This is a genomic window from Paenibacillus sp. J22R232 (assembly GCF_056269165.1).
Window position 1 is genome coordinate 1 of the sequence record NZ_JBWDNK010000040.1, and the last position, 4,092, is coordinate 4,092.

Annotated in this window: 2 protein-coding genes and 1 pseudogene; all 3 read left to right on the top strand. The window is 48.3% G+C overall.

The features are described 5' to 3' along the window. Nucleotides 1–631 (top strand): type 2 periplasmic-binding domain-containing protein (locus tag AC0YN3_RS33040; RefSeq protein ID WP_475779061.1); only part of this gene is annotated, 631 nt, incomplete at its 5' end. A gap of 159 nt (nucleotides 632–790) precedes the next feature. Further along, complete coding sequence (locus tag AC0YN3_RS33045; RefSeq protein ID WP_475779062.1) at nucleotides 791–3,445, top strand: glycosylhydrolase-like jelly roll fold domain-containing protein; 2,655 nt, start codon at nucleotides 791–793, stop codon at nucleotides 3,443–3,445. A gap of 287 nt (nucleotides 3,446–3,732) precedes the next feature. Further along, nucleotides 3,733–4,092, top strand: a pseudogene (locus AC0YN3_RS33050) (ABC transporter substrate-binding protein); the annotation flags it as partial.

Consider the following 4,092-nt stretch of genomic DNA (forward strand, 5'->3'; position numbering starts at 1 on the left):
CTTGGCAAAAAACACGGGCGTGAAGGCGGAATTCTCCATTCTGCCTATACCTAAAGTCGAGGGCTATGAGGGCTTCTATACGTGGAAGCGATTTGCTCCTCCGCAATGGGTCGTCAAAAATACCAAGGATGAGTCAAAGCTGAAGGCTACCCTTAAGCTGCTGAATAATATGTACGACAAGGATAACTGGAAAGACCTGTACCTCGGCGTGGAGGGCATGCACTACACGATGAAGGACGGCAAAGCCACCAAGCTGCCGGATGACAAGAGCACGATGGAGAATCAAGTGCTGAATCCGTACTCGAGCTCCGCGACACTACAATTCACAAAAGATCTTTATAACGATACCGCTTCGGACGACAGCAAGTGGGCAATCGACCAGCTAACCAAAAATATGGATGAAGCCCAGAAATATGCGAAGGTGATTGCAGGCGACGGCATAACCGCCAGCATCTATGAAGGCTTTCCGGATATTAACAACCGTACGTTATTCGTGGAATACGCCGCGAAAATCATACTCGGACAATACCCGATCAGCAAGTTCGACGAATTCGTGGAGAAGTGGAACAAATCAGGCGGAGAAGAAGTAACGAAGCGTGCCAGGGAATGGTATTCCAAAGTGCATCAATAAATGTCCGAAGAGAGAATCCTAACGTTCAAGAACGAATGTTTTTCTCTATATCTGTAATGTATAGACGCGCGCTTTTACGGGTGCGCGTTATCTGTGTCGTCACCATTAAACCAATGAACGGTATCGAGAACGAAGATGGAATTGGAGTAGGAGGCTATGATGAATATTCGTTTGAAAGATGTGCTGGAAGGTCAGGAACAAAACTATATTCTTCCCTTTCTCTGGCAGCAAGGAGAGGAAGGGGGAGCGATTCGGAACGAGATAGCTCGTATCCATGATTCCGGAATCGGAGCCGTTTGCGTAGAAGCAAGGCCCCATCCGGATTTCCTTGGACCGAAGTGGTGGCTGGATATGGATATCATTATGGACGAAGCCCGAAGTCGCGGGATGAAAGTGTGGATGCTCGACGACGATCATTTCCCCACTGGGCATGCCGCTGGCAAGGTGAAGGAAGCGCCAGAAGAGCTTCATCGCGTATTTCTTGGCGAACGGTATATAGACACCATTGGTCCTGCACAAGGCACTTCTCTACTGCTGGATACTTTACTCCTAAATGGGCTTCGGCCGACTTATTCGCTGAGCCATTACGCCAGCAGCAGAAGCAAGCTGCATTCGGTCGTCGCGGTCCGTCGTGAACCAGTTACAGGAGCGTTAACCAGTGACTGCGTTGACATCACTGAGTTCGTGCAGGAGGGCATTCTGTATTGGGATATTCCTAAAGGGTATTGGAGGGTATTTATCGTTTCCGAGAACAAGGATGGCGGCAGTAAGGCACAGGAGGATTATCTGAATCCGCTCGTTCGGGATTCGGTTCGAATTTTGCTGGATACGGTTTATGAGGCTTTTTACGAGCGGTATCAAGATGATTTTGGAAAAACCTTTGCTGGATTCTTTTCGGATGAACCCGGATTCTATAATGATAAGACGACCTTTGACTTTAATTCGAAGCCGGGTAAACAAGGCGTGTCTCTTCCTTGGAGCAGTGAAATGCCTGATTTGCTTGAGCAGGCACTAGGCGAGAATTACCGTAAGAGTCTTCACCTTCTCTGGCATGATGCCGGAGAACAGTCGAACATCATTCGTTATGCGTATATGAATATAGTTAGCAAGCTATATGGCGATAACTTCTGCAGTCAAATCGGGGACTGGTGCAGAGACCGCGGGGTGGAATATATCGGGCATGTACTCGAAGACAACAACGTTCATGCAAGGCTTGGCTCCGGTGCCGGCCATTTCTTCCGCTCGCTGTGGGGGCAGGATATGTCGGGTCTCGATGTCGTGCTTTGGCAGATCGTTCCCGGCTTTGATGAAATGTCGTTCCGCTGGCCCGCAGGGGAGACGGACAGCGAGTTTTTCCACTATGGCCTCGCCAAGCTAGGCGTGTCGCTCGGACATATCGATCCGAAAAAACAAGGCCGAACGATGTGCGAGGTGTACGGCGCATATGGTTGGGCAGAAGGATTAAAGCTGATGAAATGGCTTACAGACCACATGCTGGTCCGCGGAGTTAACTATTTCGTCCCGCATGCCTTCAGCCAAAAAGCGTTTCCGGACCCCGATTGCCCTCCTCATATGTACGCAAGCGGGAAAAATCCGCAGTACCGGTATTATAAGCATTTGAATCAATATATGAATCGGATGAGTCACCTCATATCGGGCGGAAGGCATATGGCGACCGCTGCCGTCTTATACCACGCTGAAGCGGAATGGGCGGGAGAAGCCATGTATTTCCACTTGCCCGTTAAAACTTTAATGCAGCACCAGATCGATTGCGATGTCATTCCCGCAGACGTTCTACTAGCAGCTGCAAGCGTGCAAAATGGCAAGCTGCTTATCCATCAAGAGGATTTCCAATGTCTGATCGTACCTTACGCGGATGCGCTGCCCGCCGAGATGATACGATGCTTGGCCGCTTTCGCAGATCAAGGTCTTCCCGTCCGTTTTGTTGACGGACTACCGCAGCGTTCCAGCGAAGGACTCGATGTAAGTACCGATCTGGCCCTTCTTGCCGATCACAAAAATGTTAAGCTTGTGACTCTCAACCAACTGGCTGAATTATTGCAAGATGACGGACATTACGATGTTAAAGTCGGCCAATACGAGCCATATCTTCGGAATTATCATTACGTTCATGACGGACTGGATGTCTTTATGTTCTTCAACGAGCATCCGCATCGGAGCATTCAGGCTGACATTTCATTACCCATTCAAGGCGATATATTTGCCTACGATGCCTTCTTAAATAGCTTGACCTTTTTGCATGCTATTAGTGAGCCCGGCACGGTGCGCCTTGATATCCATCCTTATCAATCCGTGGTCCTGCTCCATGGCGCTGAGCTTGAGCAATATGCGGCGCTTCCAGGGCCAGTAAAGGGGACAATCAAGGAGTTGGGAGACGAATGGACCATCTACACCGCGGATGCCGAACATTATCCTAACTTTACGGAATGGGGAAGTTTGAGGACATTAAAGAATATGAGCGGACCACATCTTTTACCTCGGTTTTCGGGCACTTTTCGGTATGAAACGGAATTCGAGTGGAAAGAAGCCGGCAGTCGCGCATTATTGGATTTAGGCGATGTCTATGAAACGGCGGAAGTGTGGTTAAATGGCGAGCAAGCGGGTGTGCGCATCTGTCCGCCGTACCAATTGGAGATTCAGGGCCTGATCAAGCAGGGGAGTAATAAGCTTGTCGTAGAAGTAACGAATACGTTAGCGAAGGATAAGCGCGATTACTTATCGGCCTTTGCGCAGCAGGAACCAAGCGGGCTCATCGGACCCGTCCGTTTGACAAGCATCGATACGGAAAAATGAAATTGATGTTCGTGGCAGGAGTTGCTGAAACTAGGCGGCTCCTGTTTTTTATGGTCTAACTTATCCGCGAATAAATAACCATGAGGTCGAAGATACATGAACATTTTCCTTAAAAATGACCTTGTTTATCCTTAAAAAAGCCATATTGAGAGGCCAAACTCCGGGATGTATATTTACATTGTAAACGAATTCAATCAAAAAAAGTGAAATGAAAGCGATTTCGGGTTCTTCGGTTTATTGGCTAAAAGCCTTAAACAAATAACTACAAAAAAAGAGGGGGCAAACAAATGAAATTCAAAAAAATGGGGATAAGTTTGGCGGCAGGCATACTTGCGGTCACGGCCATAACCGGTTGCGGCGGAAACGGGAACAATGCCGAAAATGCAGACCAAAATGATACCAAAAAGAATCAGACGGAAAGCGTGAACGAAACTGTCGATATCGAAGTGTGGGGAACGAACATCGGTTATAAACCGATCACCAAGGGAAGCCCATTGTATGAATTCTACAAGGAAAAGCTAGGCGTCGGCGTTATTCATCCCTATGTGGAATGGAACGGAGGCACCAACTACCTGAATCAGCTGAACTTAAAGATCGCGGCCAATGAAATGCCAGACATGTTCACTCCCCAGCAAGGCATTGAAGAC

Coding starts and splice junctions, on each gene's coding strand:
- AC0YN3_RS33045 (WP_475779062.1), top strand. CDS start 791: ATGAATATTCGTTTGAAAGATGTGCTGGAAGGTCAGGAACAAAACTAT.